The sequence below is a fragment of the Lysobacter sp. KIS68-7 genome (assembly GCF_021284745.1).
In the GTDB taxonomy this organism is placed as follows: Bacteria; Pseudomonadota; Gammaproteobacteria; order Xanthomonadales; family Xanthomonadaceae; genus Noviluteimonas.
This window is the reverse complement of the sequence record NZ_CP089925.1, coordinates 1,726,480-1,753,021: the sequence shown is the minus strand read 5'-3', so window position 1 is coordinate 1,753,021 and position 26,542 is coordinate 1,726,480. Positions and strand designations below refer to the sequence as shown.

General features: G+C 67.9%; 26 protein-coding genes. 5 read left to right on the top strand and 21 right to left on the bottom strand.

Annotation, left to right across the window (positions count from 1 at the left end; translation table 11 throughout):
* Positions 1 to 53: 53 nt before the first annotated feature.
* From miaA to rlmE, 7 genes are all read right to left on the bottom strand, one after another.
* Positions 54 to 1,016: a tRNA (adenosine(37)-N6)-dimethylallyltransferase MiaA gene (gene miaA / locus LVB87_RS08430; RefSeq protein ID WP_232897545.1), complete on the bottom strand. Its 963-nt coding sequence runs from the start codon at positions 1,014 to 1,016 to the stop codon at positions 54 to 56.
* A complete protein-coding gene (gene putP, locus LVB87_RS08425; RefSeq protein WP_232897544.1) occupies positions 1,006 to 2,511 on the bottom strand; it encodes a sodium/proline symporter PutP in 1,506 nt (501 codons plus the stop codon). The genes miaA and putP overlap by 11 nt, the downstream gene beginning before the upstream one ends.
* Positions 2,512 to 2,563: 52 nt before the next feature.
* Positions 2,564 to 3,463: a dihydropteroate synthase gene (gene folP, locus LVB87_RS08420; RefSeq protein WP_232897543.1), complete on the bottom strand. Its 900-nt coding sequence runs from the start codon at positions 3,461 to 3,463 to the stop codon at positions 2,564 to 2,566.
* A gap of 45 nt (positions 3,464 to 3,508) precedes the next feature.
* Complete coding sequence (locus LVB87_RS08415; RefSeq protein ID WP_232897542.1) at positions 3,509 to 5,113, bottom strand: tetratricopeptide repeat protein; 1,605 nt, start codon at positions 5,111 to 5,113, stop codon at positions 3,509 to 3,511.
* 4 nt (positions 5,114 to 5,117) lie between these two features.
* The gene (locus LVB87_RS08410; protein WP_232897541.1) at positions 5,118 to 6,767 is read right to left on the bottom strand and encodes a tetratricopeptide repeat protein; all 1,650 of its coding nucleotides are present in this window, start codon (positions 6,765 to 6,767) and stop codon (positions 5,118 to 5,120) included.
* 95 nt (positions 6,768 to 6,862) lie between these two features.
* Positions 6,863 to 8,755: an ATP-dependent zinc metalloprotease FtsH gene (ftsH, locus tag LVB87_RS08405; RefSeq protein ID WP_232897540.1), complete on the bottom strand. Its 1,893-nt coding sequence runs from the start codon at positions 8,753 to 8,755 to the stop codon at positions 6,863 to 6,865.
* Between the two features lie 19 nt (positions 8,756 to 8,774).
* Positions 8,775 to 9,419: a 23S rRNA (uridine(2552)-2'-O)-methyltransferase RlmE gene (rlmE, locus tag LVB87_RS08400; protein WP_232900517.1), complete on the bottom strand. Its 645-nt coding sequence runs from the start codon at positions 9,417 to 9,419 to the stop codon at positions 8,775 to 8,777.
* A 67-nt stretch (positions 9,420 to 9,486) separates the two neighbouring features.
* Between rlmE and yhbY the strand changes: the two genes are divergently transcribed.
* The gene (gene yhbY, locus LVB87_RS08395) at positions 9,487 to 9,822 is read left to right on the top strand and encodes a ribosome assembly RNA-binding protein YhbY (RefSeq protein WP_232897539.1); all 336 of its coding nucleotides are present in this window, start codon (positions 9,487 to 9,489) and stop codon (positions 9,820 to 9,822) included.
* Between the two features lie 17 nt (positions 9,823 to 9,839).
* The gene (locus tag LVB87_RS08390) at positions 9,840 to 10,214 is read left to right on the top strand and encodes an Mth938-like domain-containing protein (RefSeq protein ID WP_232897538.1); all 375 of its coding nucleotides are present in this window, start codon (positions 9,840 to 9,842) and stop codon (positions 10,212 to 10,214) included.
* A 15-nt stretch (positions 10,215 to 10,229) separates the two neighbouring features.
* Here LVB87_RS08390 and LVB87_RS08385 read toward each other — a convergent pair whose 3' ends face one another.
* From LVB87_RS08385 to surE, 4 genes are read right to left on the bottom strand one after another with little or no spacing between them, the layout of a single operon-like run.
* Positions 10,230 to 11,015 (bottom strand): peptidoglycan DD-metalloendopeptidase family protein, encoded by a 786-nt coding sequence (locus LVB87_RS08385; protein ID WP_232897537.1) that lies wholly within the window; start codon positions 11,013 to 11,015, stop codon positions 10,230 to 10,232.
* Positions 11,012 to 11,626, bottom strand: a complete 615-nt coding sequence (locus tag LVB87_RS08380; protein ID WP_232897536.1) for a YqaA family protein — start codon at positions 11,624 to 11,626, stop codon at positions 11,012 to 11,014. Before LVB87_RS08380 ends, LVB87_RS08385 begins: the two co-directional genes overlap by 4 nt.
* Before the next feature lie 2 nt (positions 11,627 to 11,628).
* On the bottom strand, positions 11,629 to 12,324 hold the full coding sequence (locus LVB87_RS08375) for a protein-L-isoaspartate(D-aspartate) O-methyltransferase (RefSeq protein WP_232897535.1): 696 nt from the start codon (positions 12,322 to 12,324) through the stop codon (positions 11,629 to 11,631).
* A complete protein-coding gene (gene surE / locus LVB87_RS08370) occupies positions 12,321 to 13,103 on the bottom strand; it encodes a 5'/3'-nucleotidase SurE (RefSeq protein ID WP_232897534.1) in 783 nt (260 codons plus the stop codon). Before surE ends, LVB87_RS08375 begins: the two co-directional genes overlap by 4 nt.
* Positions 13,104 to 13,163: 60 nt before the next feature.
* Here surE and LVB87_RS08365 point away from each other — a divergent pair, with 60 nt between their 5' ends.
* Positions 13,164 to 13,736, top strand: coding sequence for a Smr/MutS family protein (locus LVB87_RS08365; protein WP_232897533.1), 573 nt, complete (start codon positions 13,164 to 13,166; stop codon positions 13,734 to 13,736).
* Here the strand turns inward: LVB87_RS08365 and truD are convergent.
* From truD to LVB87_RS08330, 7 genes are read right to left on the bottom strand one after another with little or no spacing between them, the layout of a single operon-like run.
* The gene (gene truD, locus LVB87_RS08360) at positions 13,733 to 14,761 is read right to left on the bottom strand and encodes a tRNA pseudouridine(13) synthase TruD (RefSeq protein WP_232897532.1); all 1,029 of its coding nucleotides are present in this window, start codon (positions 14,759 to 14,761) and stop codon (positions 13,733 to 13,735) included. The two genes, LVB87_RS08365 and truD, sit on opposite strands and share 4 nt — an antisense overlap.
* The gene (ispF, locus tag LVB87_RS08355) at positions 14,758 to 15,237 is read right to left on the bottom strand and encodes a 2-C-methyl-D-erythritol 2,4-cyclodiphosphate synthase (RefSeq protein WP_232897531.1); all 480 of its coding nucleotides are present in this window, start codon (positions 15,235 to 15,237) and stop codon (positions 14,758 to 14,760) included. The genes truD and ispF overlap by 4 nt, the downstream gene beginning before the upstream one ends.
* Entirely contained in the window at positions 15,234 to 15,944 is a 711-nt protein-coding gene (ispD, locus tag LVB87_RS08350) for a 2-C-methyl-D-erythritol 4-phosphate cytidylyltransferase (RefSeq protein WP_232897530.1), read from the bottom strand. Before ispD ends, ispF begins: the two co-directional genes overlap by 4 nt.
* Positions 15,941 to 16,279, bottom strand: a complete 339-nt coding sequence (gene ftsB / locus LVB87_RS08345) for a cell division protein FtsB (RefSeq protein ID WP_232897529.1) — start codon at positions 16,277 to 16,279, stop codon at positions 15,941 to 15,943. Before ftsB ends, ispD begins: the two co-directional genes overlap by 4 nt.
* Before the next feature lie 6 nt (positions 16,280 to 16,285).
* Complete coding sequence (eno, locus tag LVB87_RS08340; protein ID WP_232897528.1) at positions 16,286 to 17,569, bottom strand: phosphopyruvate hydratase; 1,284 nt, start codon at positions 17,567 to 17,569, stop codon at positions 16,286 to 16,288.
* Between the two features lie 2 nt (positions 17,570 to 17,571).
* Positions 17,572 to 18,402, bottom strand: a complete 831-nt coding sequence (gene kdsA / locus LVB87_RS08335) for a 3-deoxy-8-phosphooctulonate synthase (protein WP_232897527.1) — start codon at positions 18,400 to 18,402, stop codon at positions 17,572 to 17,574.
* Complete coding sequence (locus tag LVB87_RS08330; RefSeq protein WP_232897526.1) at positions 18,399 to 20,084, bottom strand: CTP synthase; 1,686 nt, start codon at positions 20,082 to 20,084, stop codon at positions 18,399 to 18,401. The genes kdsA and LVB87_RS08330 overlap by 4 nt, the downstream gene beginning before the upstream one ends.
* A gap of 142 nt (positions 20,085 to 20,226) precedes the next feature.
* Here LVB87_RS08330 and parE point away from each other — a divergent pair, with 142 nt between their 5' ends.
* Both parE and LVB87_RS08320 read left to right on the top strand, forming a co-directional pair.
* Complete coding sequence (gene parE / locus LVB87_RS08325; protein WP_232897525.1) at positions 20,227 to 22,125, top strand: DNA topoisomerase IV subunit B; 1,899 nt, start codon at positions 20,227 to 20,229, stop codon at positions 22,123 to 22,125.
* Positions 22,126 to 22,233: 108 nt separating this feature from the next.
* Complete coding sequence (locus LVB87_RS08320) at positions 22,234 to 24,204, top strand: prolyl oligopeptidase family serine peptidase (protein ID WP_232897524.1); 1,971 nt, start codon at positions 22,234 to 22,236, stop codon at positions 24,202 to 24,204.
* Between the two features lie 65 nt (positions 24,205 to 24,269).
* Here the strand turns inward: LVB87_RS08320 and LVB87_RS08315 are convergent, their stop codons facing one another.
* The 3 genes from LVB87_RS08315 to LVB87_RS08305 are packed head-to-tail and all read right to left on the bottom strand — an operon-like array spanning position 24,270 to position 26,510.
* A complete protein-coding gene (locus LVB87_RS08315; RefSeq protein ID WP_232897523.1) occupies positions 24,270 to 24,455 on the bottom strand; it encodes a hypothetical protein in 186 nt (61 codons plus the stop codon).
* Positions 24,452 to 25,234, bottom strand: a complete 783-nt coding sequence (hutG, locus tag LVB87_RS08310; protein ID WP_232897522.1) for an N-formylglutamate deformylase — start codon at positions 25,232 to 25,234, stop codon at positions 24,452 to 24,454. Before hutG ends, LVB87_RS08315 begins: the two co-directional genes overlap by 4 nt.
* 10 nt (positions 25,235 to 25,244) lie before the next feature.
* Positions 25,245 to 26,510, bottom strand: coding sequence for an FAD-dependent oxidoreductase (locus LVB87_RS08305; protein WP_232897521.1), 1,266 nt, complete (start codon positions 26,508 to 26,510; stop codon positions 25,245 to 25,247).
* Positions 26,511 to 26,542: the final 32 nt, after the last annotated feature.

Here is a 26,542-nt window from a genome sequence, read left to right as displayed (position 1 = left end):
CACTCCCCACGGCGGCGACCGGCCGATGGTACACCCCCGGCGGCCGGGGCGGCTCAGCCGAGGAAGTCCGCCACCAGGCGGTCCATGCGACGCACGTCTCGCTGCGGGTCGCACCAGAAGGTGTCGAACTCCGAGCGCAACCAGGTCCACTGGCGCTTGGCGAGCTGGCGCGTGGCGGCGATGGCGCGCTCGCGGAAGGTGGCCGCGTCGCTCTGCGCGTCGAGGAATTCCCATGCCTGCCGGTAGCCGACGGCGCGCACCGCAGGCAGATCGCGCGGCGCCGGATGCGCCTGCATCGCGGGTAATGCGCGCAGCGTCCGCACCTCATCCAGAAAGCCCGCCTGCAGCATCGCGTCGAATCGCGCCTCGATGCGTGCGTGCAACACCGCACGATCCGACGGTGCCAACGCCAGCTTGAGCACCTTCACCGGCAAGCGGTCGACGTCGTGCATGCGCTGCCATTCCGAGATCGGGCGCCCGCTCGTGCGATACACCTCGAGCGCGCGCTGGATGCGTTGCGGATCGGTGGCGTGGATGCGCGCGGCGGCGACGGGGTCGACCTGCGCCAGCTGCGCGTGCAATGCCGCCCATCCGTCGCGCTCGGCCTCCGCGGCGATCTGCGCGCGCAAGGCCGGATCGGCTTCGGGCATCGGCGCCAGGCCATGCAGCAGTGCCTGGAAATACAGGCCGGTGCCTCCGGCGAGGATGGGCAGCTTCCCGCGCGCGAGGATGTCGTCGACGGCAATGCGTGCGTCGCGCGCGAAGTCGGCGGCGGAATACGCCTCCCACGGATCGCGCACATCGATCAGGTGATGCGGGACGGCGGCCTGCTCGTCGCGCGACGGTTTCGCCGCACCGATGTCGAGCCCTCTGTACACCAGGGCGGAATCGACGCTGACGATCTCGCCGCCATACCGCGCCGCGCACGCGAGCGCGAACGCAGTCTTGCCCGACGCCGTCGGCCCCGCGATCGCAAGCGCGCGGGGTCGTGCGTCTTCGCGCTCGTCAGTAACCATGCTCCGCCAACGCCGCGTGCACCTGGTCGTGCGTGTCGCGCACCGCGCCCACCGGCACGCGGTCAAGCAGGCTGGCCGCCACGATCGAAACGGAGGCCGCGAGGAAGCCCGGCACCATTTCGTACAGGCCGCTGCCGTACTGGTCCACCGCGATCTGCTTCCACAGGATCACTGTGACCGCGCCGACCACCATGCCCGCGAGCGCGCCGTTGCGCGTCATGCGATGCCAGAACAGCGAGAACAGCACGACCGGGCCGAATGCGGCGCCGAAGCCCGCCCAGGCGTAGCTCACCAGGCCGAGCACGCGGCTGTCCGGATCGCGCGCAATCCAGATCGCCAGCAGCGAGACCGACAGCACCATGGCGCGACCGAACCACACCAGCTCGCGCTGGCTCGCCTTCGGCCGCATGAAGCCCTTGTAGAAGTCTTCGGTCAGCGCGCTCGAACACACCAGCAACTGGCACGAGAGCGTGCTCATGATCGCCGCGAGGATGGCCGAGAGCAGCACGCCGGCGACCCACGGATTGAACAGCAGGTTCGACAGCACGATGAACACGCGCTCGGGATTGGCCTGCACGGCTTCTCCGCCACCGTGCGCGGCGAAGTAAGCGTTGCCGAAGAAGCCGACCGCCATCGCGCCGAACAGACACGCCACCATCCAGGTCATGCCGATTCGGCGCGCCTTCGGGATCGAGCGCAGATCGTCGGCGGCCATGAAGCGCGCCAGGATGTGTGGCTGCCCGAAATAGCCCAGGCCCCATGCGAGCAGGGAGACGATGCCGACCAGTCCCAGCTCCCCGCCCTTGAACGGATCGAGCTTCGCCGGATTCACCGATTCGATCAGCGCCAGGCTGTCGTGGAAGCCACCAGTGCTGAGGATCACCACGACCGGCGTGAGCACCAGCGCAAAAATCATCAGCGAGGCCTGCACGGTGTCGGTCCAGCTGACTGCGAGGAAGCCGCCGATCAACGTGTACAGGATCGTCGCGGCCGCGCCCCACCACAGCGCCTGCGCATACGGCACGCCGAACACGCTTTCGAACAAGCGCGCACCGGCCACGATGCCGCTGGCGCAATACACCGCGAAGAACACCAGGATCACGAGCGCCGACAGCACGCGCAGCACGCGGCTGCGGTCGTCGAAGCGATGGGTGAAGTAATCGGGCAGCGTGAGTGCGTTGCGCGTGCGCTCGGTGTAGACGCGCAGCGGGCCGGCGACGAATTTCCAGTTGCACCACGCACCGAGGACCAGGCCGACCGCGATCCAGCCTTCCGACAGGCCACCGAGGTACAGCGCGCCCGGCAGGCCGAGCAGCAGCCAGCCGCTCATGTCGGAGGCGCCCGCCGACAAGGCGGTGACATAGCTGCCGAGCGAACGGCCGCCGAGGATGTAGTCGTCGAAGCTGCGGGTAGAGCGCCACGCGATCACGCCGATGGCGATCATCGCGAGCAGGTAGATGGCGAAGGTGACGACGAGCGGCGTGCTGGCGGTCATGCGGTGGTTCCCCTGGATGCCCGGGGAGTGTAGCCGCAGGAACCGCGCCGGGTCAGTCGTCGTCGGGCCAGCGGATCGTCGGCTTCTCGTCGCGGCCGCGGGGCATGGGCACGGCGGCCACGGCTTCCCACACCTTCAGCGCATCCACGGTCGGCGCGACGTCGTGGACCCGCAGGATGCGCGCGCCTCGCTGCGCCGCCACCAGGTGCGCGGCCACCGAACCCGCCACGCGCGCGTGCGGATCCTCGCGCCCCGTGAGCTCGCCGATCGTGCGCTTGCGCGACAGACCCGCAAGCACCGGCACGCCCAGTTCGGCGATCTTGTCCAGCCGCGCGAGCAAGGTCATGTTGTGCGCGCTCGTCTTGCCGAAACCGAAGCCCGGGTCGACCACGATGCGCGCCTTCGCGATGCCCGCCATCTCCGCCGCGAAGATGCGTTCGGCGAGGAAGCGGTGCACGTCGGCCACCACGTCGTCGTACTGCGGCGACGCCTGCATCGAGCGCGGCTCGCCGAGCATGTGCATCAGCACGACCGGCACGCCGAGCGAGGCGGCTGCATCGAGCGCGCCTTCGCGGCGCAGGCCGAAGACGTCGTTGATCATGCCCGCGCCGGCGGCGACGGCCGCGCGCATCACTTCGGGCTTCGACGTATCGATGCTGATCGGCAGCGACGTGGCGCGCACGAGCCCTTCGATCACCGGGATCACGCGGCGGAGTTCTTCTTCGATCGACACCTCGGCGGCACCGGGGCGCGTGGATTCGCCGCCGATGTCCAGGAGGTCGGCGCCCTCTTCCGCCAACTGCACACCGTGCGCGATCGCCGCTTCCGTCGTCGCGTGCTCGCCGCCGTCGGAGAACGAATCCGGCGTGACGTTGACGATGCCCATGACGCGGGCGCGATCCAGGCGCAGCACGCGGCCATTGCAGTCGAGCTGGGGGACGGTGTCGAACATCGGCGGTCTCCTGTCGCAGGCCGGCATTGAACCACGCGCAGGCGATCACCGCTTCTGGCGCAGCCTGGCCTTGATCTGCTCGAACTTCGGATGGCCCTGCAGCGAGCGGAAGTCGGAGTCGTGTTCGATCCATTCCAGCGCGCCCTGGCCGCTGTCGATGGCGCGGCCCAGCAGGTCGAGCGCCTCGTCGGTGCGGCCCTCCAGCGCGTAAAAGCAGGCGCCGTTGTAGAGGACGTCGAAATCGTCGGGACGGATGCGCAGCGCGTAATCCATCTGCGACTGTCCGCGATCGCCGACGCCGAGGTGCTGCATCAGAGAGGCTGTCATGTAATGCGCGCGCGCATTCTCCGGATCGATCTGCGCCTGGTGGCTCGCGCAGGCCAGGCCTTCGATCGCGATCCGCTTCTTGCGTTGCTCGTCGCCCGCGGCGTCGGCCGCGCCGACCGCGAGCGAGAGCGCCTGGAACTCGTCTGGCTTGGCGCGGTGCGCGGCCTCGAACAGGTCGACGGCGCGCGAATAACGGCCCTGCGTGTAACACAGCCGCGCGTAGTAGTAATACGCGACGTACAGCTCCGGATCGAGCTTGATCGCGTGTTCGAAGGAGGCCGTCGCGCCTTCGATGTCGCCGCCGATCATCAGGGCGTGGCCCATGGCGACGTGCGCTTCGGCGAGGCCGGGGTCGAGTTCCAGCGCGCGTTGCGCGGCGGCGCGTGCTTCGTCGAGCGCGACGTCGCGATGCACCATCCTCCACAGCATCAACTCGCACAGGGAATCGGCAAGCCCCGCCCACGCCTGCGCATATTCCGGATCGATTTCGATCGCATGGCGGAACATCACCGGCGCCTGCTTCTGCGACTCCGCGGTGATGCGCACGCCGAACTGGCGGCCGCGCAGGTAGTACTCGTAGGCGCGCATGTCGCGCGGTGCGTTCTTGCGCAGGTCGAAGGCGGGTCCGGACTGCAACAAGGCCGGCCGCACGGCGTTGACGACATTGCTCGCGATCTCTTCCTGGATCCCGAAGATGTCCGCAAGCTTACGGTCAAAATTGTCGGACCACAGGTGGAAGCCGTTCGATGCATCCACCAGCTGCGCGGTCACGCGCACGCGGTCGCCGACCTTGCGGACGCTGCCTTCCATGATCGCGGCGACGTTGAGCTGGCGGCCGATCTCCGACGGCGCCATGCCGCCGCCGCGGAAACGGAACGACGCGGTGCGCGACGCAACGTGCAGGCCGCGCACCTTCGCCAGCGCATTGAGGATCTCCTCGGCCAGGCCGTCGCAGAAGTAATCCTGGTCGTGCGCTTCGCTGAGGTCGGCGAACGGGAGGATGGCGACGGAGGCGTCGAGGATCTTAACGGGTGGCGCGGCTTCGGGTGGCGCGGGGTCATCGGGCAAGGGCAACGTGCGCTCGATGCCCGAAGGCTGGATGTCGTAGATCCACGACAACACGCAAGCAAGCAGGAAGCCGATCGCCAGCAGCACGATCAGCAAGCGCGACGACCACGGCGGCAGGCCCATCGGCTCGAAGGTCGCATCGGCGATCTGCACGAGCAGCCACGAGAAGATCAGGTACGCAATCGCCACCCGCACCACGCGGCGCCGACGGAACTCGGCGATGAACCGGCGCAGGCTCGCGGACCAATCGCGCATCGGCTCACGCGTCCTGGCGCGGCTTGAGCGTCGCCACCAGGGCCTTGAACCGCGGGAGGTGCTGCACGTGGCGGAAGTCCGAATCGTGCTCGATCCAATCGAGGAAACCTTCGCCACGTTCGACGGCGCGCTCGAGCAGGTCGAGGGAACGGTCCGGGTCGTTGCCGAGCGCGTAGTAGCACGCGCCGTTGTACAGCACGTCGAAATCGTCGGGACGGATGCGCAGCGCGAATTCCATTTCCGCACGCCCTTTGTCGCCGACGCCCAGGTGCTGCATCAGGCCCGCGGTGAGGTAGTGCGCGCGTGCATTCTCCGGATCGATCTCCGCCTGGTGGCTGGCGCAGGCCAGGCCTTCGATCGCGAGCCGCTTCTTGCGCTCTTCGTCGCCCGCCGCATCGGCCGCGTTGACGGCGAGCGTGATCGCCTGGAATTCGTCGGGCTGCGCACGGTGCGCGGCTTCGAACAGGTCGACGGCGCGCAGGTAGCGGCCCTGCGTGAAGCATTCGCGCCCGTAGTAGTAGTTCGCCACGTACAGGCCGGGATCCAGCGAGAGCGCGCGTTCGTAGGCTTCGGTCGCGGCGTCGTGGTCGCCGGACATCGACAGCGCGTGCGCTTTCGCGACGTGCGCTTCGGCGAGGTTGGGGTCGAGTTCGAGCGCGCGATGCGCGGCGTTCTTCGCTTCCTCGAGCGCGCCGGAATGCGCGACTTCGAGCCGCCACATCAGCAGCTCGCACAGCGAATCGGCCAGGCCCGCCCAGGCCTGCGCGTACTCGGGGTCGATCTCGATCGCGCGGCGGAACATCAGCGGCGCCTGCTTCCACGACAACTCCGTGGTGCGTCCTTCGAGCTGGCGCCCGCGCAGGTAGAACTCGTAGGCGCGCATGTCGCGCGGCGCGCGTTTCTCCAGGTCGAACTTGATGGGCGACTGCAACGTGGGCCGCACCGCATTGACGACGTTGCGTGCGATTTCTTCCTGGATGGCGAAGATGTCCTCCAGGTTGCGGTCGAAATTCTCCGACCACAGGTGGTAGCCGTTGGAGGCACTCACCAACTGCGCGGTGACGCGCACGCGATCGCCGGCCTTGCGCACGCTGCCTTCCATGATTGCGGCGACGCCGAGCTGGCGCCCGATCTCCGACAGCTCCGCATCGCGGCCGCGGAAACGGAACGACGAAGTGCGCGACGCCACGTGCAGGCCACGCACCTTCGCCAATGCGTTGAGGATCTCTTCGGCGAGGCCATCGCAGAAGTAATCCTGGTCGTGGGCTTCGCTGAGGTCGGAGAACGGGAGGATCGCAACGGAAGCGTCGGGCGGCGCGGGGGGTGCAGGCGGCGCCACATCGGAAGCGCGACGCGCGGGCGAAGGCGCGGGGGCTTCCACACTGCTCGCTTCGGGCAGGGCCGGCGTGCGTTCGATCCCGTGCGGCTGGATGTCGTAGATCCACGACAGCACGCAGGCCAGCACGAAGCCGAGCGCGAGCAGCACGATCACCAGACGCGTCGCCCAAGGGGGCAAGCCGAGCGGTTCGAAGGTCGCGTCGGCGACCTGCACCAGCACCCACCCGACGATCAGGTAGGCGATCGCCACGCGCACGACGCGGCGTCGACGGAATTCGGCGAAGAAGCGACGCAGGCTGGCGGACGTGTCGGGCATTGCTGCTCCTGGAACGACGGTCACCTGAAACAACAAGGGCTCCCGAAGGAGCCCTGTCTGTGAATCAACGCATTTTCCGCGCCACTACGGCCGAGTCAGGTCTGCGCCGCCGGGCCGCCGATCGGCGGCAGCGGGCGCGCCTCGCCCTTCGCCGTGCGGGTCCAGCCCTGCGGCGGCGGCGGTTCGCGGCCTTCCATGATCGCGTCGATGATCGGCACGTCGATGGTCTCGTACTCCAGCAGCGCCTTGGCCATCACGTGCAGCTTGTCGAGGTTCTCGGTGAGGATCGTCTTCGTGCGGTTGTAGGCCTTGTCGAGGATGCCGTGCACGACTTCGTCGATCTTGCGCGCGGTGTCGTCGGAGACGTTCTTGTGCTGCGTGACCGAGCGGCCCAGGAACACTTCGTCTTCCTCTTCGCCGTAGGCGATCGGGCCGAGTTCTTCGGACAGGCCCCACTTGGTCGCCATGTTGCGCGCCATCTTGGTCGCGCGCTCGATGTCGTTGGACGCGCCGGTGGTGACCTTGTCGTTGCCGAAGATCAGTTCCTCGGCGACGCGGCCGCCGTACAGCGAGCACAGCATCGATTCGATGGCGGTGCGGTTGTACGAATACTTGTCGCCTTCCGGCAGGTACATGGTCACGCCGAGCGCGCGGCCGCGCGGAATGATCGTGACCTTGTAGACCGGGTCGTGTTCCGGCACGAGGCGGCCGACGATGGCGTGGCCGGCTTCGTGGTACGCGGTGAGCGTCTTTTCCTGCTCGCTCATCGCCATCGAACGGCGCTCGGTGCCCATCAGGATCTTGTCGCGGGCGCGGTCGAAGTGCTCCATGCGCACGTCCTTCGCGTTCTCGCGCGCGGCGAACAGCGCCGCTTCGTTCACGAGGTTGGCGAGGTCGGCGCCGCTGAAGCCCGGCGTGCCGCGCGCGATGGTCATCGCTTCGACGTCGTCGGCCAGCGGCACGCGGCGCATGTGCACGCGCAGGATCTGTTCGCGGCCCTTCACGTCCGGCAGGCCCACGGTGACCTGGCGGTCGAAGCGGCCCGGGCGCAGCAGCGCGGGGTCGAGCACGTCGGGGCGGTTGGTCGCGGCGATCACGATCACGCCTTCGCCGCCTTCGAAACCGTCCATTTCCACGAGCAGCTGGTTGAGCGTCTGCTCGCGCTCGTCGTGCCCGCCGCCGAGGCCGGCGCCGCGATGGCGGCCGACCGCGTCGATTTCGTCGATGAAGATGATGCACGGCGCGTGCTTCTTCGCCTGTTCGAACATGTCGCGCACGCGGCTGGCGCCGACGCCGACGAACATTTCGACGAAGTCCGAACCGGAGATCGAGAAGAACGGCACCTTCGCTTCGCCGGCGATCGCCTTGGCAAGCAGCGTCTTGCCGGTACCCGGCGGACCGACCATCAGCACGCCGCGCGGGATCTTGCCGCCGAGCTTCTGGAACTTGCCCGGATCGCGCAGGAACTCGACGAGCTCGGCGACTTCTTCCTTCGCTTCATCGCAACCGGCGACGTCGGTGAAGGTCACCTTCGTCTGGTCTTCGTTGAGCAGCTTGGCGCGCGAACGGCCGAAGGACATCGCGCCCTTGCCGCCGCCCTGCTGCATCTGCCGCATGAAATAGATCCAGATGCCGATGAACAGCAGCCACGGCAGCACGTTGATCAGGATGTAGACGAGCGAGACGCCGCTGGCCGGCGGGGCCTGCTTGATCTCCACTTTGTGGTGGATCAGGTCGTCGATCAGGCGGTCGTCCCGACGCGGCGCGATCGTCGTGCCGGAGCTTCCGTCCTTCTTCTCGAACTTGATGGTCTTCTCGTCGTCGGAGAAGTCGACCTTGCGGATGCGATCGTTCGCAACGTCGTCGACGAAAGCGGAGTACACGACTTCCTGCCCGCCACCCATCTTCGGGCTGAAACTCTGGAACACCACCATCAGCACGACGGCGACGACCACCCACAACATCAGATTCTTGGCCAAGTCGTTCATCCTGTACTCCACCCGGGAGTCAGCTCAGTTTGCCCTGCGCGAGGGCGTAGACCTCCGGCGACCGCTTGCGCGACGCCGCCGGCTTTCGGATGGCCACCCTGGCGTAACGCTGCCGGAGCGACCGCACGTATTCGTCGAAGCCCACGCCCTGGAACAGCTTGATCAGGAACGCACCGCCGGGCTTCAGGTGGCGGTCGGCGAACTCCATCGCCAGTTCGGCCAAGTGCATGGCACGGGGCTGGTCGACGGCATCCACTCCGCTCTTATTGGGGGCCATGTCCGACAGGACAAGGTCCACCCGGTCGCCCCCGAGCGCGGCTTCCAGCCGTGATAACACGTCATCATCCCTGAAATCGCCATGAAGGAAGTCCACGCCGGCCAGGCCGGGCATCTCCAGGATGTCCAGGGCGATGACACGGCCGCTGTCGGGCGAGCCTTTCGACAGCCGGTCGAGTTCGGCCCGGACCCACTGCGACCAGCCGCCGGGCGCCGCGCCGAGGTCCACGACCGTCATGCCCGGCTTCAGCAGCCGGTCGCGCGCCACCAGTTCCTCGAGCTTGTAGGCCGCGCGCGAGCGCAGGCCCTCGGCCTGCGCCTTCTTCACATAGGGATCGGAGAAGTGTTCCTTCAACCATCGCTGGCTGGACTTGCTGCGTGTGGCCATACAGGGAAGGTCCAGCGGGGTCGACATGATAACCTCGCCCTCCCCCGTTCAGCCCCCGTCGTTCGCCATGCCTGCCGCTTCCGCTTCCCCCTCTTCAGGCCCCGTCGTGTTGACGAGCGCCCAGGTTCGGTTCCTCCGGGGGCAGGCCCATGACCTCAAGGCCCTCCTCCAGGTCGGCGGCAAGGGCATCACCGATGCGCTGGTCTCCGAAGTGGGCAATGCCCTGGAACAGCACGAATTGATCAAGGTGAAGATCGCCGGCGAGGACCGCGAGGTCCGCGACGCGATGATCGCCGACCTGGCGCAGCGTTCCGGCGCCGCGCTCGTGCAGCGCATCGGCCACACCGCCGTGCTGTACAAGCCGAGCCGCGAGAAGCGCCACATCGTGCTGCCGCGCGGCTGACGCATCGGCGGGCCGCGATGCAGCTGAACCTCGAACGCCCCGATTACACCTGGTACCTGCGCGGCGCCGACGGGCACCACGCGCTGGTCAACGAACGCACGATCGAACGCAGCTTCGCCATCGCGCCCGAATCGCTGGTGGAAGACTGGCCCGTCGTCGATGCGAAGGCGATGCAGCCGGACGATCTCGCACCGCTGTTCGCGCTCAAGCCCGAGCTGATCGTGCTGGGCACGGGGCCCACGCAGCGCTTTCCTTCCGCCGCGGTGATGCATGCCTGCCTGTCGCAGGGCATCGGCCTGGAAGTGATGGACAACGCGGCGGCTGCGCGCACTTACAGCGTGCTGGCGGGCGAAGGGCGTCGCGTGGTCGCGGGGTTCATTTTCCCCGCTTGAATCAGCGCTCTTGAATCAACGCTTCGGCAGGTACGCCTGCGGATCCACCGGCTTGCCGTTGTAGCGGATCTCGAAGTGCAGCATGTCGCGCGCGGCGCCCGTGTGGCCCATTTCCGCGATCTGCTGACCGGCCTTCACGATCTGCCCTTCGTTGACCATACGCATGCGGTTGTGGCCGTACGCCGACAACCATGCATCGTTGTGCTTGACGATGATCAGCTCGCCGTAACCGACCAGGCCCGCGCCGGAATACACCACGACACCATCGCCCGCCGCACGCACGGGCGCGCCGCCGTCGCCGCCGATGTCGATGCCTTGCCTGGTCTGGTCGCCGGAAACGTAGCTGCCGACGAGATCGCCGTTTGCGGGCCAGGTCCACGCAATGGGACTCGTGGCGGGGGCCGCAGGCGGCGGGGCCGGACGCGGTGCCGTGGGTGCGCTGGGCACCGTCGTCGGCGGACGCGGGGATGTCGGTTTCGTGCCGACGGGACGCGGCGCGGTGGACGCCACGCTGCCGCCGTTCTTCGGATACAGGTGCAGCCGCTGCCCCGGATAGATCGTGTACGGCGCGCCGATGCCGTTCCAGGACGCGAGGTCGCGCACATCGATGCCGTTGCGGAACGCGATGCCGTACAGCGTGTCGCCGCGGTTCACCACCGCGGTCGCGCCGTACTTCGGCGTCGACACGCGCGGCGGCGCCGACGACGGTGTATTGCGCGTCACCACCTTGCTCGAACCGCACGCGGCGAGCGCGAGCACGAAGCCCAGCGCGATGCAGCGGACGAGCGTCGCGCGCGTCATGCGCCGTGGGCCCGCACGATGAGCCAGCCGACCAGGCCGACGACGAGCACCGTCGCCGCCCAACCCACCGGTTCGATGTACTTGCGCAAGGTTTCTTCCGCGCGTTCGCCCCCCAGGCGCACCACGAGGGCGAGCAGGTACACGCGCTTGCCGCGCCCCACCGCCATGCTCGCGATGTACGGCAGCAGCGGCACGCCCACGATGCCCGAGGCCCACGTGAACACCTTCATCGGAATCGGCATGAAGCCGCCGAGCACGAGGAAGGTGAACACCGCCCACGGCGATTGCGCCATTTTCGCCTGCACGATCGTGATGCCCGCTTCGATCCCGTGCAGCAGCCCGACCGCGGCGAACACCGGCTTCAACGCTTCGAACGCGTAGTGCCCGAGGAAGTAACCGACCAGCGCGCCCACCATCGAACCGGCCAGGCTGATCGTGGCGAACCAGAAGCCGCGCTTCGGCTTGGCCACGCACATCGGCACCAGCATCACTTCCGGCATGATCGGGAAGATGATGGCTTCGAAGAAGCTGAGCAGGACCAGCCACAGGGACGCACGCGGGTGGCGTGCGAGCGCGATGGTGCGTTCGTAGAGCGGGCCGAACAGCTTCATTGTCAGTCCACCATCCCTGGCAGGAGCGGCACGAAGGTGACGGGCGCGAGCTGCGCTTCGTCCACCGTGCCGGCGTCGTCCTTGCGCAACCGCACAAGCGATTGCGCGCTGCTGCCGCCGACCGGGCACACCAGCGTGCCGCCCGGCGCGAGCTGCGAGGTGAGTGCATCGACCAGCGCAGGCGCGGCCGCGGTGACGATGATCGCATCGAAGGGCGCGAGTTCCGGCCAACCGATGCGGCCGTCGTCGTGCTTGCTGCGGATGTTGAAGCCGAGCGTGCGGAAGCGCTTGCGCGCCGTGCGCAGCAGCTCACCGATGCGTTCGACGGTGAAGACTTCCAGGCCCAGCGCGGCGAGGATCGCGGCCTGGTAGCCCGAGCCGGTGCCGATCTCGAGCACGCGCATGGTCGGCGCGCCGGCGGGGCGCGGCACTTCGAGCAGCGTCTGCGTCATCTTCGCCACGACCCACGGCTGCGAAATCGTCTGGCCATGGCCGATCGGCAACGCAGTGTCTTCGTAGGCGCGCGTGGCGAGCGCCTCATCGACGAACAGATGGCGCGGCACCGCACGCAGCGCGTTCAACACGCGCTCGTCGGAAATGTCGTTGGCGCGCAGGCGTTCGATCAGGCGATCGCGCACGCGCTGCGAGGTCATGCCCATGCCGACCGCTGCGGGTTGCAGATGGATGCGCGCGGTCATGCCGGGCGCTCCTGCAACGAAGCGGCGAGGCCACCGACCCAGCTCGCCACCTGCTCCAGCGCCTGGAAGCGCGTGAGGTCGACATGGATCGGCGTGATCGAAATATGGCCGGTGCGCACGGCGTGGAAATCGGTGCCGGGGCCTGCGTCCTGTTCGGGACCGGCGGCGCCGATCCACCACCAGGTGCGGTTGCGCGGATCCTGCTGCGGGATGCACGGCTCGGCGCGATGGCGGTTGCCCAGGCGCGTGACTTCGAATCCGGCGACGTCGCCCCAGGCGATGTCGGGCACGTTGACGTTGAGGATCGTATCGGCCGGCAGCGGGTCCACGGCGAGGCGCGCGATGATTTCCACCGCGGCGCGGGCGGCCGTTTCGTAGTGCTGGCCGTTGTGGTCGTGCGCCGCGAGCGACACCGCGACCGCGGGCAGGCCGAGGAAGCGGCCTTCCATCGCAGCGGCGACGGTGCCGGAATAGATCACGTCGTCGCCGAGGTTGGCGGTGGTGTTGATGCCGGAGACGACGATGTCCGGCTCGGTTTCGAGCATGCCGGTGATCGCCACGTGCACGCAGTCGGTGGGCGTGCCGAAGACACGAAACCGGCCCGGCTCCATTTCCACCACGCGCACGGGACCGTCGAGGGTAAGCGAATTGCTGGCGCCGCTGCGGTCACGGTCGGGCGCGACCACGGTGACGAGATGTCCCGCATCGCGCAGCCCCTGGGCGAGGATCCGGATGCCGGGGGCGTCGACACCGTCGTCGTTGCTGACCAATACGCGCAAAGCTGTTGTCCTTCCGTCGACGACCGCATCATAGCCGAAGCATCGCGGTAGGCTCGTGGCATGGCACGCAAGACGCATGAAGGTCCGCCGGAAGACCCGCCCGCCCGGGGCGAACCGGACGACGCCGCGCTGTTCCGCGACGCGATCGGCCCCGTGCGCGCGTTGCCTGCGCAAGCGCCGCCGCCCGAGAAGCCCCGTCCGCGCCCCACCCCGCGCATGGGCCTGCGCGACGAGCGGGAGGCGATCAGCGAATTCCGCCGCGCGCTGACCGCCGATGCGCTCGAGGCCGGCGATGCCTTGTCCTACCGCCGCGACAACGTGCCGCCACGCACCTTGCAGCGGCTCAAGCGCGGGCATTTCGCTTCGCAGGACGAGATCGACCTGCACTGGGCCGACGCGCGCCAGGCCGAAGCCATGCTGCGCGACTTCCTCCACCACGCGCGGCAGCAAGGCCTTGGCTGCGTGCGGGTGATCCACGGCAAGGGCCTGCACGGCGACAGCAATGCGCCCGTGCTCAAGAACCTGGTCGACCGGCAATTGCGGCATCGTGCCGACGTCCTGGCCTTCGCCTCGGCGCCCGCGAACCAGGGCGGCACGGGCGCGGTGCTCGTGCTGCTGGCGGCGAAACGCTAGCCGTCGATCTTGCCGAAGTCGCCCAGTTCGGCGAGTACGGTGGTGGCGTAGGAACCGGGCGGCAATGCGAAGCCAAGGCGCAGCACGTCGTCGCCGAGCCATTCCCATTGCAGGTCCTGCGGGCGCAGGCGCAGGGCGCGACGTTCCTGTTTCATGCCCGCGCCTTCGAGGCCTGCACGCAATGCGCGGGATTCTTCGTCGTCGAGTGCGTGCAGTTCGAGCGCGCGGACCGCGTCGGTCGTGCGCAGGTCGCCGGCGCCCCACAGCGGTCCGGTCGGATGGATGTCGAAGGCAGCGAGGCGTTGCGCGAGGGTGTCGTCGAAAGGCTCGGGACCGAACACGCTGCGCGACCCATCGAGCATCCACACCTCGCCGTCGAGCGCGCGATCCCACGAATCGTCGGTGATCCGCGCATCGAGCGCGCGGTTGAACAGCGCCGAACGCGCGGCCGACAACAACATCGTGCGCTGCTCGCGCTTCACGCGGCGGCCGCCGAACATCGCCAGCGCCTGCGCGACGTTGTCGCCCGCGCGACCGAAGCGTTGTTCACCGAATGCATTCGGAACGCCGCGTTGCGCGATGGCCTGCAAGCGCGCTTCGATCCGCGCACGCTCGCCGACGATCTCGCGCAAGGTCAGCACGAAGCGATTCCCCGACAAGGCGCCGCGCGGCAGCTTGCGCGCATGCCAGGCCGAATCGATCACGTGGAAATCGTCCGCTTCCAGCAGCGCGAGTTCGGGCGCGACCTTCTTCGGCAGGTGCACGGTGAAGCGCTGCCGCGTCACCGCGTGCCGATCCTTCAGGCCCGCATAGCTCACGCCCATCTCGGAGATGCCGGCCCACGTTGCGAGTTTCTTCGCCGCGAAGGCCGTGTTCATGCCGCGCTTTTCGATCGTGAGCAGCAGGTGCTCGCCCTGCCCGCTCGCGTCGAAGGCGTCGATTTCGTCGACACGGAAATCTTCCGGCGTCACCCGCAAGCGGGCGGTCAGCACGGCCTCGCCGTGCGCGCGCGGCGCAGCGTTCACTCGCGCACGAGCAGGCACACCGCCTGCGCGGCGATGCCTTCCCCGCGGCCGGTGAAGCCGAGCTTCTCGGTGGTCGTCGCCTTGACCGAAATCGCATCCACGGCGACGCCGAGGTCGGCCGCGATCAGGCCGCGCATTTCGCCCGCATGCGGCCCGATGCGCGGGCGCTCGCAGACCACGGTGATGTCCACGTTGCCCAGCGTGTAGCGATGTTCGGCGAGCAACTGCTTGCAGTGGCGCACGAACAGGCGGCTGTCGGCCCCCTTCCAGCGCGGGTCGCTCGGCGGGAAATGCTTGCCGATGTCGCCCAGCGCGAGCGCGCCGAGCATCGCATCGCACAGGGCGTGCAGCACCACGTCGCCGTCGGAATGCGCGATCACGCCGCAATCGTGCGGCACGCGCACGCCGCCGAGCATCACGTGGTCGCCCGGGCCGAAGGCGTGGACGTCGTAGCCCTGTCCGATCCGGATGTTCATGGCGCGCTCCCCAGGCGTCGTTCGCGCGCAAGGCGCAACAGGAACTCGGCCAGCGGCAGGTCCGCGGGCGTCGTCACTTTGAGATTGTCGTCGCTGCCTTCCACCAGCAGCGGGCGATGGCCCAGTCGTTCCATCGCCATCGCTTCGTCGGTCACGGTGATGCCAGCGTTGCGCGCGGCTTCGAGCGCGCGCGTGAGCTGCAGGCGACGGAACAGTTGCGGCGTGAGCGCGCGCCACAGGCGATCGCGCGATTCGGTGGCGTCGATGCCGCCGTCGTCGCCCGCGCGCTTCAAGGTGTCGCGCACCGGTGCGGCGAGGATGGCGCCGACCGGATCGCCGCGACCGAGGTCGAGCAGGCGTTCAAGGTCCGCGGCGCGCAGGTGCGGGCGCGCCGCATCGTGCACGAGGACGAAGTCGTCGGGCCGCACATCGTCCGGCAATGCCGCCAGGCCGGCGAGCACGGAATCCGCGCGTTCGGCGCCGCCGATGCATGTGCGCACCGGCTTGCCGTCGATCTCCGTCCAGCCCGGCCACAGCGTGTCGTCTTCCGACAACACCACCATCGCACCGCCGACGGAAGGATGCGCGAGCACCGCGCGCAGGGAATACGCGAGCAAGGGCGCGCCCGCGATTTCCAGGTACTGCTTCGGCAAGGCACCGCCGTAACGCGAACCGCGCCCTGCCGCGGGCACGATCGCCCAGATCACGGCGACTCCCCGCTGTCGGAGGCCGCGTCGGGTTGGGGCGCGGTCGAAGTCGACGCCGGCTCGACCACGCGATAGAACGTTTCACCCGGCTTGATCATGCCGAGCTCGCTGCGCGCGCGTTCTTCCACCGCGGCTTCGCCGGACTTCAGGTCTTCGACTTCCGCCGCCACTTCCGCGTTGCGCTGGCGCAGGCCCGCGTTGTCGCGGGCCTGCTTTTCCACTTGCGTCGAGAGCGCCTGCACTTCACCCGCACCGCCGTGGCCGAACCACAGCCGGTACTGCAACCACGCCAGCAGCGCGATCAGCAGTACCAGGACGACGCGAAGTACGCGCATGCAGCCTCAGCGCCTCAGCGACACGAAGGCGGATCGGCCGGCGTAGCGCGCGGCGCCGCCCAGCTGCTCTTCGATGCGCAGCAACTGGTTGTACTTCGCCACGCGGTCGGAGCGGCACAGCGAGCCGGTCTTGATCTGCGTCGCCGTGGTCGCGACGGCGATGTCGGCGATCGTCGTGTCCTCGGTTTCGCCCGAACGGTGCGAGACGACCGCGGCGTAACGCGCCTTGTCGGCCATCGCGATCGCTTCCAGCGTTTCGGTCAGCGTGCCGATCTGGTTGACCTTGATCAGGATCGCGTTCGCCACGCCCTGCTCGATGCCTTCCTTGAAGATGCGCGGGTTGGTGACGAACAGGTCGTCGCCGACCAGCTGCACCTTCTCGCCCAGGCGCTGCGTGAGCAGCTTCCAGCCGGCCCAGTCGTGTTCGGCCATGCCGTCTTCGATCGTGATGATCGGGTACTGCGCACACCAGCCGGCGAGGAAATCGACGAACTGTTCCGAGGTCAGGCGCTTGCCTTCGCCGGTGAGGTTGTACTTGCCGTTGTCGAAGAATTCGCTGGAGGCGACGTCCAGGCCGAGCAGCACGTCTTCGCCCGCCTTGTAGCCGGCCTTGCCGATCGCTTCGAGGATGGTTTCCAGCGCTTCTTCGTTCGAGCGCAGGTCGGGCGCGAAGCCGCCTTCGTCGCCGACGGCCGTGCTCAGGCCGCGGCCCTTCAGCACCGACTTCAGCGCGTGGAAGATCTCGGTGCCGGCGCGCAGCGATTCGGCGAAGGAGTCGAAGCCGACCGGCAGCACCATGAATTCCTGCAGGTCGACGTTGTTGTCGGCATGCGCGCCGCCGTTGACGATGTTCATCATCGGCACGGGCAGTTCGACGGGATTGCCGTTCGCCAGGTGCTGCCACAGCGGCATGCCGCGCGAAGCGGCGACGGCGTGCGCGTTGGCGAGCGAAACACCCAGCAGCGCATTCGCGCCCAGGCGGCCCTTGTTCTCGGTGCCGTCGAGGTCGATCAGGCGGTGGTCGAGCGCGACCTGGTCGCCGTCGAAACCGTGCAGCGCATGGGCGATCGTCGTGTTGACGTTCTGCACGGCGGTGCGCACGCCCTTGCCGAGGTAGCGCGTCTTGTCGCCGTCGCGCAGTTCGACCGCTTCCTTCGTGCCGGTGGAGGCGCCCGAGGGCACCATCGCGCGGCCGAAGCTGCCGTCGGCGAGGGTCACTTCCGCTTCGAGGGTGGGGTTGCCGCGGCTGTCGAGGATTTCGCGGGCGTGGATCTTGGCAATGGTTGTCATGGTCAGGAGTTTTCGAGGAATCCGTTCTTTTTGGTGATGCGGTCGATTTCGAGCAGCGTCTCGAGCAGCGCGCGCATCTTCGGCAGCGGCCAGGCGTTGGGGCCGTCGCTCAGCGCCTTGTCGGGGTCGGGGTGCGTTTCCATGAAGATGCCGGCGATGCCCACCGCCATCGCCGCGCGCGAGAGCACGGGCACGAATTCGCGCTGGCCACCGCTCTTGCCTTCCGCGCCGCCGGGCAACTGCACCGAATGCGTGGCGTCGAACACCACCGGGCAGCCCGTATCGCGCATCACCGACAGCGAACGCATGTCGCTGACGAGGTTGTTGTAGCCGAAGCTCGCGCCGCGTTCGCAGACCATGATCTGCTCGTTGCCGGTCGCCTTCGCCTTCGCGGCGACGTGCTTCATTTCCCAGGGCGAGAGGAACTGGCCCTTCTTGATGTTCACCGGTTTGCCCGCGTTCGCGACGTTCTGGATGAAGTCGGTCTGGCGGCACAGGAACGCGGGCGTCTGCAGCACGTCGACCACGCTCGCCACTTCATTCATCGGCGTGTATTCGTGGACGTCCGTGAGCACAGGCACGTTCAACTGGCGCTTCACTTCGGCGAGCACCTTCAGGCCTTCTTCCAGGCCGGGGCCGCGGAAGCTGGTGCCGCTGGTGCGGTTCGCCTTGTCGAAGCTCGACTTGAAGATGAAGGGAATGCCGAGTTCGCTGGTGATTTCCTTCAGCGTGGCGGCGGTGTCGAGCTGCAGTTGCATCGACTCGATGACGCACGGACCGGCGATGAGGAAGAACGGTTTGTCGAGGCCGACCTCGAAGCCTGCGAGCTTCATGCGCTCGCCTCCTTCAGCAGGCGGCCGCCCGCCTGGGCTTTGTATTCGCGTGCCGCGCGGATGAAGCCGACGAACAGCGGATGGCCGTCGCGCGGGGTCGACAGGAATTCCGGGTGCGCCTGGCAGGCCAGGAACCACGGATGCGCCGACTGCGGCAGCTCGACCATTTCGACCAGCAGGTCGTCCATCGACTTCGCGCTGACCACCAGGCCCGCGTCTTCGAGCTGCGTGCGGTAGCGGTTGTTGAATTCGTAGCGATGGCGATGGCGCTCGCCGACCACGTCCTTGCCGTACACCTTGTGCGCGAGCGTGCCCGGCTTGATGCGCTGGTCCTGCAGGCCCAGGCGCATGGTGCCGCCGAGGTCGCTCTCTTCGTTGCGGCGTTCGACGTCGCCCGAGGCGGTGCGCCATTCGGTGATCAGGCCGATCACCGGGTGCTTGCTCTGCTTGTCGTTCTCGGTGCTGTTGGCGTCGTCCAGCTTGAGCACGTGGCGCGCGTAATCCACGACCGCGGCCTGCATGCCGTAGCAGATGCCGAAATACGGCACGCGCTGTTCACGCGCGTGCTTGGCCGTGAGGATCTTGCCTTCGAAGCCGCGATCGCCGAAGCCGCCCGGCACGAGGATGCCGTCCACGCCTTCCAGCGCCTTGCCGCCGTCCTTTTCGACGTCGGAGGATTCCATCCACTTCAGGCGCACGCGGGTGCGCTGGCGCAGGCCGCCGTGCTTGAGCGCTTCGGCCAGCGACTTGTAGGCGTCCTGGTGGTCGACGTACTTGCCGACGACGGCGATGGTGACCTCGTCGACCGGATGCTCGGCCGCATCCACCACGGCCTCCCATTCGGACAGGTCCGCATCGGCCTTCGCCGCGAGAGCGAGGCGCTCGACCACGATCTTGTCCAGGCCCTGCGCGTGCAGCCACATCGGGATCTTGTAGATGTTGTCCAGGTCGACGGCGGAGATGACCGCTTTCTCCGGCACGTTGGTGAACAGCGCGATCTTGCGGCGCTCGCCGTCGGGCAGCGGCTGCTCGCTGCGGCACAGCAGGATGTCCGGCTGGATGCCGATTGACCGCAGTTCCTTCACCGAGTGCTGCGTCGGCTTGGTCTTCAGCTCGCCGGCGGCCGCGATGTAGGGCACCAGGGTGAGGTGCATGAACAGCGCATGCTCGGGGCCGCGCTCGGTGCGGATCTGGCGGATGGCTTCGAGGAAGGGCAGCGACTCGATGTCGCCGACCGTACCGCCGATCTCCACCAGGCCGACGTCGTAACCGGCCGTCGCGTCTTCGATGCAGCGGCGGATCTCGTCGGTGATGTGCGGGATCACCTGCACGGTGCCGCCGAGGTAGTCGCCGCGGCGTTCCTTGCGGATCACGTTCTCGTAGATCCGGCCGGTGGTGATCGAGTTCTTGCGGCTCAGGCGCGTGCGCACGTAGCGCTCGTAGTGGCCGAGGTCGAGGTCGGTCTCCGCACCGTCGTCGGTGACGTAGACCTCGCCGTGCTGGAACGGGCTCATCGTGCCCGGATCGACGTTGATGTAGGGGTCGAGCTTCATCATCGTCACGCGCAGACCGCGCGCTTCGAGGATGGCGGCCAGCGAGGCCGCAGCGATGCCCTTGCCGAGCGAGGACACCACGCCGCCGGTGACGAACACGAGCGGCGTCCTGGAAACTGAGGGCGTCATGGGAAATCAGGCTTCCGGAAAGCCGTAGTCTACCGGGAGCGGCCCTCGCCCGCGACTGGCACAGGCCCTTCGGCCCGCCGGCCGCCCGTGCCGTTCACGCTATCCTTCCCGTCCGACGTACCCCCGGCAAATCCCCCACGCGATGAATTCCCGCTACAACGCCGCCGACATCGAAGTCCTGTCGGGCCTGGACCCGGTCAAGCGCCGCCCCGGCATGTACACCGACACCGCGCGCCCCAACCACCTGGCGCAGGAGGTCATCGACAACGCGGTGGACGAAGCGCTGGCCGGCCACGCCGACACCATCGAGGTGGCCCTGTTCGAGGACGGCAGCTGCGAGGTGTCCGACAACGGCCGCGGGATGCCGGTGGACATCCACCCGGAACAGAAAATCCCGGGCGTGGAACTGATCCTCACGCGCCTCCACGCGGGCGGCAAGTTCAGCAACAAGAACTACACCTTCTCCGGCGGCCTGCACGGCGTGGGCGTGAGCGTGGTGAACGCGCTGTCCAAGCACGTCGATGTCTTCATCAAGCGCGACGGCACCGAATACCGCATGGCGTTCAAGGACGGCGACCGCGCCTCGGCGCTGGAGACCGTCGGCACCGTCGGCAAGAAGAACACCGGCACGCGCCTGCGCTTCTGGCCCGACCCGAAGTATTTCGATACCCCGAAGTTCAACCTGCGCTCGCTCAAGCATCTGTTGCGCGCCAAGGCCGTGCTCTGCCCCGGCCTGCACGTGAAGCTGTTCGACGAAGCCAGCGGCGAACGCATCGAATGGCATTACGAAGACGGCCTGCGCGATTACCTGCGCGGCGAACTGCAGGCCGAAGGCGCGCGTGAAGTGCTGCCACCGGAGTTGTTCGTCGGTTCGCTGAAGAAGGACACCGAGATCGTCGACTGGGCCGTCGCCTGGGTGCCCGAAGGCGACCTGGTGCAGGAAAGCTACGTCAACCTGATCCCGACCGCGCAGCACGGCACGCACGTCAACGGCCTGCGCACGGGTTTCACCGATGCCCTGCGCGAGTTCTGCGATTTCCGCAACCTGCTGCCGCGCGGCGTGAAGCTCGCGCCGGAAGACGTGTGGGACCGCGTGGCGTTCGTGCTTTCGCTGAAGATGACCGACCCGCAGTTCAGCGGCCAGACCAAGGAACGCCTGTCCTCGCGCCAGGCCGCCGGCTTCATCGAAGGCGCCGCGCACGACGCGTTCTCGCTGTACCTGAACCAGCACGTGGAAATGGGCACGCGCATCGCGCAGCTGGCCATCGAACGCGCCAGCGCGCGCCTGAAGACCGAAAAGCAGATCACCCGCAAGAAGGTCACGCAGGGCCCCGCCCTGCCGGGCAAGCTCGCCGACTGCATTTCGCAGGACCTCTCGCGCACCGAACTGTTCCTCGTGGAAGGCGACTCGGCAGGCGGCAGCGCGCGCCAGGCGCGCGACAAGGACTTCCAGGCGATCCTTCCGCTGCGCGGCAAGATCCTCAACACCTGGGAAGTCGCCTCCGGCAGCGTGCTCGCCTCCACCGAAGTGCACGACCTCGCGGTGGCCATCGGCTGCGATCCCGGCAAGGACGACATCAGCGGCCTGCGCTACGGCAAGGTGATCATCCTGGCCGACGCGGACTCCGACGGCCTGCACATCGCCACGCTGCTCACGGCCTTGTTCCTCAAGCATTTCCCCGCGCTGGTCACCGCCGGCAACGTGTTCGTCGCGATGCCGCCGTTGTTCCGCGTGGACGTGGGCAAGCAGGTGTTTTACGCGCTCGACGAGGAGGAAAAGCGCCTGCTGCTGGAGCGCATCGAGCGCGAGAAGGTCAAGGGCACGGTGCACGTCACCCGCTTCAAGGGCCTGGGCGAAATGAACCCGCAACAGTTGCGCGAGTCCACCATCCACCCGGACACCCGCCGCCTGGTCCAGCTCACCGTGGACGACGACGGCGAAACCCGCTCGCTGATGGACATGCTGCTGGCGAAGAAACGTGCCGGCGATCGCAAGACTTGGCTCGAATCCAAGGGCGATCTCGCTACCCTCGAGGTCTGATCGCTACCGAAAGCGGACACCCCGCTTTTTTCCTATTGGTGCGCCTGCGGTCGGACGCTACCCTGTGCGCGCCTCGGGGAGAGGCGAACGCACTCCAAGGATCACCCAATGCAATTCAAGTCCCTCGCGCGCTGGACGTGCGCGCTGCTCGTGGCCGTCGCCGCGCCGGCCATGGCCCAGCAGATTCCCATCACCGATTTCGCCAAGCGCTCGGAAGCCTGGGGTGCGACGCTCTCGCCCACCGGCGAGTACGCGGCGATCGAGGTGCCGACGGCCGACGGCCAGGAAACGCAGCTGCAGATCGTCAAGCTCGATGGCAGCGGCAAGACGCAGGTCCTGCGCTTCGGCAAGATGGAACACGTCTCCGACGTGACCTGGACCGCCGACGACCGCGTCGTCGTGGCGCGCGCCAAGCTCGAACCGCTCATGGCGCGCCCGTATTCGACCGGCCAGCTGATGACTGCCGACATCAACGGCAAGAACCAGGACGTGCTGTTCGGTTACGTCCCCGACGCCGGCCTGGTGCGCGGCAAGCGCAAGGACGAAGGTTGGGCGGACGTGATCAAGGTCCTCGACGACCAGCCGGGCATGGCGTTGGTCGACTTCACCTGCGCGACCTGCGGCAAGGAACCGGACACGGTGATCTTCCGCGTCGACACGCGCACGGGCGAACGCAAGGAAGTGGAACGCGGCGACAAGCTCGCCTGGTACCAGTTCGACCGCACGGGCGAGGCGCGCATCCGCCGCACGCTCGACGACAACGACGAGCCGGTGATGTCCTACCGCCGCACCAAGGGCGCGGCGTGGGAGCCGATGCCGAAGTCGATCGCCGGCCGCATGCTGTGGAACAGCCGCTGGGAAGCGGACAACAACACGCTGTATGCCTTCGTCACCGATGGCCTGGAGCCCGAGCAGGCATACCGCATCGACCTCGCCGCAGGCACGCGCACCAAGCTCGCCGGGCGTCCGGACGCCGAAGTGGCGAACTGGATGATCGAAGGCCGCGACGGCGTGCCGTTCGCCGTGTACTTCAACACCGACAAGCCTTCCATCCAGTACATCAAGATGGATTCGGAGTGGGCGAAGCTGCATGCCGGCCTGATGAAGTCCTTCCCGGGCAACATCGTGTGGTTCAACGACGTCAGCCGCGATGGCAACAAGGTGCTCTTCTCGGTTTCCTCCGACCGCAGCCCCGGCGACTGGTACCTGTACGACCGCGCCGCCAAGAAGGCGCAGAAGCTGGTCGAGTTCCGCCCGTGGGTGAAGCCGGAAACGATGGCGACCACGCGTCCGATCTCCTTCACCACGCGCGACGGCACGCAGCTGTTCGGCCTGTACACGTCGAAGGGCAACGGCCCGATGCCGACGGTCGTCATGCCGCACGGCGGTCCGTACGGCGTCGCCGACGAATGGGGCTTCGACTCGGAAGTGCAGTTCCTCGCCAGCCGCGGTTACGCGGTGTTGCAGATCAACTACCGAGGTTCATCCGGTCGCGGTCTCGCGTTCGAGCGTTCCGGCTGGCTGGGCTGGGGCGACAAGATCCAGAACGACATCACCGACGGCCTGAAGTACGCCATCGACAACAAGCTGGTGGACCCGAATCGCGTCTGCATGTTCGGCGCGAGCTTCGGTGGCTATTCCGCGCTGATGCAACCGATCGTCAACCCGGGCACGTACAAGTGCGCCATCGGCTACGTCGGCGTGTACGACCTGCCGCTGATGCGCAAGACCGACGGCAACCAGGGCGAGAGCGACCGCAGCACCCGCTTCTGGAAGCGCACCCTGGGCACCGACACGGCCGCACTGGCGAAGATCTCGCCTGCCCTGCGCGCGAAGGAAATCGGGGTGCCGGTCATGCTCGTGCACGGCAAGGCCGACAACACCGCGGACCTGAACCAGTTCAAGGCGATGTCGGCGGCGCTGCGCGAAGCGGGCCATCCGGCAGAGGAATTCCTCGCTGCCGGCGAAGGCCACGGTTTCGCCAAGCCGGAAAACATCGCGGAGCTGTACACCCGCATGGAGAAGTTCCTGGACAAGTACATCGGTCCGGGTGCGCAGACGGCGGCGACGGGGAAGTAACACACGCACGATGCAACAAAAAAGGGCGGCCCGATGGCCGCCCTTTTTTTGCGCGCTTGCCGCGCTCAATGCACCAGCGCGTTCCAGTGCGTGCGCATCCACCCCGCGACATGGTTGACCTCGCGGTCGTAGCGTCCGCTCCACGCCGCCCAGATCAACGCGGCGAACACGGCGAACACCAGCACCGAGGACAAACGCTGGCCGGCGGTGGCGAAATGCAACCTGCGGCCCGACGGATTGTCGTTCTTCATGCGAGCGCGGCCGTAAGCAAAGTGCGGATCATGGCTTGCGCGCGCGGCGCGCGTTCGTCGCTCCATGCGAAGGTGGCTTCGTCCATGTAGGTGCGCTGGCTCATCTCCAGCTGCACGGCATCGATGCCCTCGCCCGGTGCGGCGTAGTGGCGCGTGATGTAGCCGCCCTTGAAGCGCCCGTTGGCGACCCAGTCGTAGTCCGTCTGCGACGCGAGCGCGGCTTCGAGCCTGCCCTGCAGCGCGGGCGAGCAGCTCGCACCGCCCGAGGTGCCGAGGTTGAGGTCCGGCAGGCGCCCTTCGAACAGGAACGCGAGGTCGCTGCCCTTGATCGTGTGGCCTTCCCATAACAGCGCGCGGCCGTGCGTCGTGCGGATGCGCTGCAACTCGTCCTGCAACGCGGCGTGGTACGGGCGCCAGTAGGTGTCGACGCGCGCTGCGACTTCCGCTTCGTCGGGCGCCTGCCCATCGACGTACACGGGCTCGCCGGTGAACTGCACCGCGGGGCACAGGCCCGTCGTGTTCTGGCCGGGATACAGCGACACATCGTCCGGCGGCCGATTGAGGTCGACGACGTAGCGCGAATAGCGCGGACGCAGGATCGATGCGCCGAGCGCAAGCGCCACTTCGTACAGGCGCGCGACATGCCAGTCGGTGTCGGGTGCGATGCGTGCGCGTGGCGTCATGCGCGCGGCAAGTTCCGCCGGGATCTCGCTGCCGTCGTGCGGCACGCTGACCAGCAGGGGCGCGGTGCCGCGATGCAGGGTGAAGAGATCGGCCATGGCGCGGAGTCTAGGCGAAGCGTGCCGGCGAATAGGGGGCAGGATCGACCGACGGTGCGCGGCCCGCGACGAGATCCGCGATGAGCTGGCCCGTTCCGGTGCTCATGCCGATGCCCATCATTCCGTGCCCGGTGGCCAGCCACAGGTTCGCCTGGCCCGGCACCGCGCCGATGATCGGGATGTCGTCGCAGCTCATCGGTCGCCAGCCGTACCACCGTTCGCGCACGCGCGGGCCGACGGGCTCGTGCAGGTATTCGGCGGCGCCGCGCTCCAGTGCGGCGAGGCGGCGCTCGTTGAGCGTGGTGTCGTAGCCGGAGAACTCCATCGTGCTGCCCAGGCGGTAGCCGCTCGCCCAGGCCGTCACGCAGACCGAACGCTCGCGCAGGATCAAAGGCCGCGAAGGCACGCGCGACGGCGGGTCGTAGGTGATCGAGTAGCCCTTGCCCGGTTGCATCGCGTTGCGCAACGCGGGAAAGCCGATCGCGCGCGCGAGTTGCGGCGACCATGCCCCGGCTGCAATGACCACGTCGCGCGCTTCGATCGCGCCTTGCGTGGTCTGCACGCACATGCGGCCGTCGCGCAGGCGTTCGAGGCTTTCGAATGCACAGCCTTCGGCGATTTCGCCACCGCGCGCGCGCAGCGTGCGTGCGAGCTCGGCAACGTACTTGTCCGGCCGCAGCGCGGCATCGCCCGTGAAGCGGATCGCGCCGACGACGCCGGGCTTGAGCGCCGGCTCCGATGCCTGGTAGGTGGGTCCATCGAAGGTTTCCACCGGCACGCCGAGTTGGCGCAGGAACGGCACTTCGTGCAGGTCCTTGTCGCGACGGCGCGGGTCGCGGAACACGTAGTCCTCGCCGGATTCGACGAATTCGCAGTCGAGTGCGTAGTCGCGGATCCAGTCGGCCAGGCGCGTGCGCGAGTCATTGAGGAGCCGCGACTTCGCGCGTGCGCTCGTTTCCCAATCGCGCGCGTTGCAACGCCCCGCGAAGGTGAGCAGCCAACGCCACAGGCGCGGATCCACGCGCGGTTGGATGTACAGCGGCGCGTCGGGCTGCAGCATCCAGCGCAACGCGGTCTGCACCATGCCCGGCGCGGCCAGCGGCGGGGCGTGGCTCGGCGTGATGGTCCCGCAGTTGCCGTGCGAGGCACCGGCGCCGACGCGGGTGGCTTCGATCACGCGCACCTGGCGGCCGGCCTCGCGCAAGGCAAGCGCGCAGGCCAGACCCACGGCACCGCCTCCGACGATGAGGGTTTCGACTTCCGTCGTGCTCTGCATGAACGCGCTGAATTCGTGATCTCCGGAGAAGC